The organism is Paracoccus sp. (in: a-proteobacteria), from assembly GCF_030604785.1.
Classification (GTDB): domain Bacteria; phylum Pseudomonadota; class Alphaproteobacteria; order Rhodobacterales; family Rhodobacteraceae; genus Paracoccus.
Genome location: NZ_JAUVVF010000076.1, coordinates 1 through 5,177, shown reverse-complemented (window position 1 = coordinate 5,177; position 5,177 = coordinate 1). Strand labels below are relative to the sequence as shown.

The following is a 5,177-nucleotide window of genomic DNA, read 5'->3' as shown; positions in this document are numbered from 1 at the left end:
GCCGCCGACCCGCCATGGCAGCGGGGTCTTTTGCGTCCCGCGACGGCCGGGGGGCCAGCCCCCCGGACCCCCCGGGATATTTGAACCAAGGCAAAGAGAGGGTTCCGCATGAAACTGGTCGATCCCGAGGCACCGTTCTTTCGCCCGCTCTGGGTGCGGGTTCTGTGCGTCGTGCTGCCTCTGGCCTGGGCGGGGGTCGAGTTCTGGTTGGCCAGCCCGTTCTGGGGGATGATCTTCGCGGCGGCGGGTCTTTATCTGGGGTTTGCGCTTTTCGTGCGGCGACGGTCCGGCGGCTGAGCGCCGGGCCGTCATCATGTCAGGCCGAGAGCGTGGGCGCCCCCTCGAGCCAGGCGAAGCCGTTGCCCGGCAGATCGAGGCGCGCGCCGGCCAGTGTCGCGGCGCAGGGTCCGGTCAGCGCGGTCTCGCCCCTGACCGACAGCGCGACCGGGTCCGGCGAGAGGTTGAACAATGCCGTCAGCGTCTGGCCATGATGGGTGCGGGTGAAGGCCAAGATCGGCTCGGGCAGGTCGAGGAAGGTCGTCGCGCCGTAGCGCAGGGGGAGCTGCGACTTGCGGAAGGCCAGCGTGCCCCGATAGGCCGCGAGGATGCTGTCATTCGCCGTCTGGCCCGCCACCGCGCGGGCGGCCTGTTCAGGCTTCACCGGCAGCCAGGGCGCGGCGGTCGAGAAGCCCGCATGGGGTTCGGCCTCGTCCCAGACCATCGGGGTGCGACAGCCGTCCCGGCCTTTGACCTCGGGCCAGAAGCGGAGCGCCGGGGGATCGGTCAGCTCCTCGTAGACCAGGGTGGTTTCGGTCTGGCCAAGCTCCTCGCCCTGATAGAGGCAGATCGTGCCGGGGAAGGACAGCAGCATCGCCGCCGATTGCAGCGCCAGCGCCCTGGGGTCGCGCGCATGGGGCGACCAGCGCGTCACGTGGCGGACCACGTCATGGTTCGAGAAGGACCAGCAGCTGTGGCCGTCCGGGGCGCCCTGTTGGACGCCCTCGATCGAGCGGCGGAAATGGGCGGCGGTGAATTCGGCGCTGAGCATCTCGAAGCTGTAGCACATGTGCAGCCGGTCGCTGCCCGCCGTGTATTCGGCCATGATGTCGATGGCCGTCTGGCCGCCATCGCCCACCTCGCCGACCATCATACGGGCATCGTATTCGTCGGTCAGCGCCCGCATCCGCTTGAGGAAGGCGATGTTCTCGGGGCGGTTCTTGGAATAGACATGGCGCTGGAAGCCGTAGGTTTCGGGGCCCTTGTGGTCGGGATTGGGCGGGTTGTCGCGCAGCGCGCGGTCGTGGAAGTAATAGTTGACCGTGTCCAGCCGGAAGCCGTCCACGCCGCGTTCCAGCCAGAAGCGCATCGTGTCCAGCAGCGCGTCCTGCACCTCGGGGTTCCACAGGTTCAGGTCGGGCTGCTCGATCAGGAAATTGTGCAGGTAGTATTGCCGGCGCCGCGGTTCCCATTCCCAGGCCGGGCCGCCGAAGACCGAGGGCCAGTTGTTCGGCGGGGTGCCGTCCGGGTTCGGATCGGCCCAGACATACCAGTCCGCCCGCGGATTGTCGCGCGACTGGCGGCTTTCTTCGAACCAAGGATGCTTGTCCGAGGAATGGCTGATCACCTGGTCGATGATGACCTTCAGGCCCAGCTCGTGCGCGCGCGCGACCATCGCGTCGAAATCGTCCAGCGTGCCGAAGAGCGGGTCCACGTCGCAGTAATCGCTGACATCGTAGCCCATGTCCTTTTGCGGCGAGGTGAAGAAGGGCGACAGCCAGATCGCGTCCACCCCGAGCGCCGCCACATGGTCCAGCCTGCGCGTGATGCCCGGCAGATCGCCGACGCCATCGCCATTGCTGTCCTGAAAGCTGCGTGGATAGATCTGGTAGATCACCGCATCACGCCACCATTCCGCCATCATCCGACCTCCTGCCGCCAAGGGATTTCCAATGTTCAAGCGAGACTATAGCGGGATGCAAAACAAGGTGTTAGCGTTCACGAAAAGAAAGTCCGAATCTTTGCGCCGGCTTTTGAAGGGTTCTGGTGGAAATGGTTGATTATCAAGGTGTTGACCGGGCCGATTTTCTGTCTCTGGCCGAGGGGCGCTGTTCGCAACCGTTTTCAATTCTGGGCCCGAAGCCGCAGGGCAAGCTGCAGGTTCTGACGGTGTTCCACCCCGATCTGGCGGCGCTCTGGGCGCTGACCGCCGAGGGCCCGCAGGAGATGGAGCGAGTCTCGGGCGACCTGTTCCGCGCGGTGATCCCGGCCGGCGGCTACAGGCTGCGCGCGCGGAACGGCCAGGGCCAGGAATGGGACTTCGACGACCCCTACCGCTTTGGTCCGGTGCTGAGCGAGGTGGATCTGCATCTGCTGGCCGAGGGAACACATCGCCGCCTGTGGCAGGCGCTCGGCGCGCATGCGACGGTGCACGAGGGCGTGGCGGGTGTGCATTTCGCGGTCTGGGCGCCGAATGCGCGGCGGGTCTCGGTCGTGGGCGGGTTCAACGCCTGGGACGGGCGGCGTCACCCGATGCGCCGCGTGGGCCAGGGCTTCTGGGAGATCTTCCTGCCCGGTCTGGGTGAGGGCGAGATCTACAAATACGAGATCCTCGATGCCTATGGCGGCATTGCGCAAAAGGCCGATCCGGTTGGCTTCGGCAGCCAGCATCCGCCGGAACAGGCCAGCGTGGTGCGCGACATCGCGGGCTATGGCTGGCGCGATGCCGAATGGATGGCGCGGCGCGGCGCGGCGCAGGGGCGCAGCGCCCCCGTCTCGATCTACGAGGTTCATCTGGGAAGCTGGCGGCGCCGGTGGGACGAAGGCGGGCGGCCGCTGTCCTATCGCGAACTGGCGCGTGATCTGGTCGGCTATGTCCGCGACATGGGCTTCACCCATATCGAGCTGATGCCGGTCAGCGAGTTTCCCTTTGACGGGTCCTGGGGCTATCAGCCGGTCGGGCTCTACGCGCCGACGATCCGGTTCGGCCCGCCGCACGAATTCCGCGATCTGGTTGATGCCGCGCATCAGGCGGGGCTGGGCGTGCTGCTGGACTGGGTGCCCGGCCATTTCCCGACCGATCCGCACGGGCTGGTGCGTTTCGATGGCACCGCGCTTTACGAACATGCCGACCCGCGCGAGGGCTTTCATCAGGACTGGAACACGCTGATCTACAATTACGGCCGGCTGGAAGTCGCGAATTTCCTGACCGCCAACGCGCTTTACTGGTTGCGGGAATACCATCTGGACGGGCTGCGCGTGGATGCGGTGGCCTCGATGCTGTACCGCGACTATTCGCGCAAGGATGGCGAATGGCTGCCCAACAAGGACGGCGGGCGCGAGAATTACGAGGCCATCGCCTTCATGCAGCAGACCAACATCGCAGCCTATGGCGAATGCGAGGGCGTGATGACCGTGGCCGAGGAAAGCACCTCGTTTCCCGGTGTCTCGGCTCCGGTCCATGCGGGGGGGCTGGGCTTCGGCTACAAGTGGAACATGGGCTGGATGAACGACAGCCTGCGCTACATGGCGCATGATCCGGTGCATCGGTCCTGGCATCACAACCTGATGAGCCATTCGATCAGCTATGCCTTTTCCGAGAACTTCATCCTGCCGATCAGCCATGACGAGGTCGTGCACGGCAAGGGCAGCATGCTGGCCAAGATGCCGGGCGATTCCTGGCAGCAATTCGCCAATCTGCGCGCCTATTACGGCTATATGTGGGGCCATCCGGGCAAGAAGCTGTTGTTCATGGGCTGCGAATTCGCCCAGGCTCATGAATGGAACCACGATGGCGAACTGGACTGGCACGCCGCCGCCCAGCCCGCCCATGCCGGGGTGCAGGCGCTGGTGCGCGACCTGAACGCGCTTTATCGCGGCACGCGCGCCCTGCATGTGCGCGATTGCGTCCCCGAGGGGTTCCAGTGGATCACCAGCGATCCCGCGCAATCGGTGCTGGCCTGGATCCGGTGGGGCGAGGCGGGCGATGCGCCGGTCGTGGTCGCCTGCAATCTGACGCCGGTCCCGCGCGAGGGCTTTGTCCTCGGCGTGCCGCGCGCGGGGCGCTGGCGCGAGGCGCTGAACACGGATGCCGCCGCCTATGGCGGCAGCGGCATGGGCAATCTGGGCGGCGTCACCGCCGAGGAGGGCGCGCAGGACGGGCAACCTGCGCGCATCACGGTGACGCTGCCGCCGCTTGCGACGGTCTTTTTCGTCGCCGAGACCTGACATCACGGGGGAGGGACATATCATGGTCGAAACGCAGAGACTGACGCGCCGGGCGATGGCCTTCGTCCTGGCCGGGGGCCGGGGGTCGCGGTTGCGCGAACTGACCGACCGGCGCGTCAAGCCGGCGGTCTATTTCGGCGGCAAGGCGCGGATCATCGACTTCGCGCTGTCGAATGCGATGAATTCCGGCATCCGCAAGATCGCCATCGCCACGCAATACAAGGCGCACAGCCTGATCCGGCATTGCCAGCGGGGCTGGAACTTCTTTCGCGCCGAACGCAACGAATTCCTGGACATCCTGCCCGCAAGCCAGCGCACATCCGAGGATCACTGGTATCGCGGCACGGCCGATGCGGTGACGCAGAACATCGACATCGTGGACGATTACGGGGTGGATTACATCATCATCCTGGCGGGCGACCACATCTACAAGATGGATTACGAGGTCATGCTGCGCGAGCATGTGGCCAGCGGCGCCGACGTGACCGTGGGCTGCCTGACCGTGCCGCGCGCCGAGGCCTCGGCCTTCGGGGTCATGGCGGTGGACGGGACCGGGCGGATCACCTCGTTTCTGGAAAAGCCTGCCGATCCGCCCTCGATGCCGGGCGATCCGGATCATGCGCTGGCCTCGATGGGGATCTACGTCTTCAACTGGGCCTTCCTGCGCGATCTGCTGCTGAAGGATGCCGAGGACACGAATTCCAGCCACGATTTCGGCAATGACCTGATCCCCGAGATCGTGAAGAACGGCAAGGCGATGGCGCATCGCTTCGACACGTCGTGCATCCGGGCGCCGGGCGCGCCGGCCTATTGGAAGGATGTGGGCACGGTCGATGCCTTCTGGCGCGCGAATATCGACCTGACCGATTTCGTGCCCGAACTGAACCTGTGGGACCGCGACTGGCCGATCTGGACCTATTCCGAAAGCGTGCCGCCCGCGAAGTTCATCCATG

4 protein-coding genes are annotated in these 5,177 nt (G+C 65.8%); 3 read left to right on the top strand and 1 reads right to left on the bottom strand.

Annotation, left to right across the window (positions count from 1 at the left end):
- Positions 1 to 108 precede the first annotated feature (108 nt).
- Positions 109 to 297 (top strand): hypothetical protein, encoded by a 189-nt coding sequence (locus QAR72_RS15480; RefSeq protein WP_304618273.1) that lies wholly within the window; start codon positions 109 to 111, stop codon positions 295 to 297.
- 19 nt (positions 298 to 316) lie between these two features.
- Here QAR72_RS15480 and QAR72_RS15475 read toward each other — a convergent pair whose 3' ends face one another.
- Positions 317 to 1,918, bottom strand: a complete 1,602-nt coding sequence (locus QAR72_RS15475; protein ID WP_304618274.1) for an alpha-glucosidase — start codon at positions 1,916 to 1,918, stop codon at positions 317 to 319.
- Positions 1,919 to 2,049: 131 nt separating this feature from the next.
- Here QAR72_RS15475 and glgB point away from each other — a divergent pair, with 131 nt between their 5' ends.
- Complete coding sequence (gene glgB / locus QAR72_RS15470; protein ID WP_304618272.1) at positions 2,050 to 4,224, top strand: 1,4-alpha-glucan branching protein GlgB; 2,175 nt, start codon at positions 2,050 to 2,052, stop codon at positions 4,222 to 4,224.
- A gap of 22 nt (positions 4,225 to 4,246) precedes the next feature.
- A partial coding sequence (locus tag QAR72_RS15465) for a glucose-1-phosphate adenylyltransferase (protein WP_304618271.1) occupies positions 4,247 to 5,177 on the top strand: 931 nt, incomplete at its 3' end.